At 78.0% G+C, this 821-nt stretch carries 1 pseudogene; it reads left to right on the top strand.

The features are described from left to right. Positions 1-465 (top strand): annotated as a pseudogene (locus LPA54_RS33465) (ABC transporter permease subunit); the annotation flags it as partial. Between the last annotated feature and the right edge of the window lie 356 nt (positions 466-821).

Below are 821 nucleotides of genomic sequence, written 5' to 3'. Positions count from 1 at the left end.
CTCGGCGGCGTCCTCGGCCTCTCGGCGGTGATGCGCCAGCCGGTGGCCGAGGTCATCGGCGAACGCCTGGTGTGGTCCACGGTGTTGTGCGCCGTCGCGTTCGCCGCGGCCGTGCTGCTCGGCACGGTGCTCGGCGTGCTCGCCGCCCGCCGCCCCGGCTCCCTCGTGGACCGTGCGGTCACCTCCGCCGCGTACGTCCTGGAGGCCGCCCCGGTCTTCTGGATCGCCCTGCTCGCCGTCTGGCTGTTCGCCCTCCAGCTGGACGTCCTCCCGGCGGGCGGCCTCACCGACACCGGCAGCGACCGGGTGACCTTCGGCGGCCTGGTCCAGCACCTGGTGCTCCCCGCCGGCGTCCTCGCCGTCTCCCAACTGCCCTGGTTCACGCTGTACGTCCGCCAGGGCGTCGGCGACGCCCTCGCGGAGGACCCCGTGCGCGGGGCGGCGGGCGGCGTGCGGTCACGCGGTTCCTCGGCGGGAGCCGCTGCCGTGTCGTCCGCGCCAGGCGCCTGATCCTGTCGCGCGCGCCGGCTCGCGGAGCCCTCGGACGCGGACCGCGCCCGGCGGGGACCGCCCGTGCCCGGGGCGCCTTCGCGCTGCGACGCCGAACCCTCGCTCGCGCTGCGCGACCGGCGGGCGGGGACGTCCGCCTGTTGGCTCGCGGACCCTTCGGACGCCGAACGGGAACGACGAGGCGCAGGGGCTCCGCTCTCAGCGTCACCGGCACCGGCACCCGAGCCGCCCGTGCCCCTCTGGCTCGCGGACCCCTCCGACACCGACCGGGCCCTGCGCGGGGCGGCCGGCGGCCGGTCCGTCCTCGCGTC

It is taken from the genome of Streptomyces sp. DH12 (genome assembly GCF_020873895.1).
Taxonomy (GTDB): domain Bacteria; phylum Actinomycetota; class Actinomycetes; order Streptomycetales; family Streptomycetaceae; genus Streptomyces.
The sequence above is the reverse complement of the archived record's forward strand: the minus strand, read 5'-3'. Positions and strand labels throughout refer to the sequence as shown.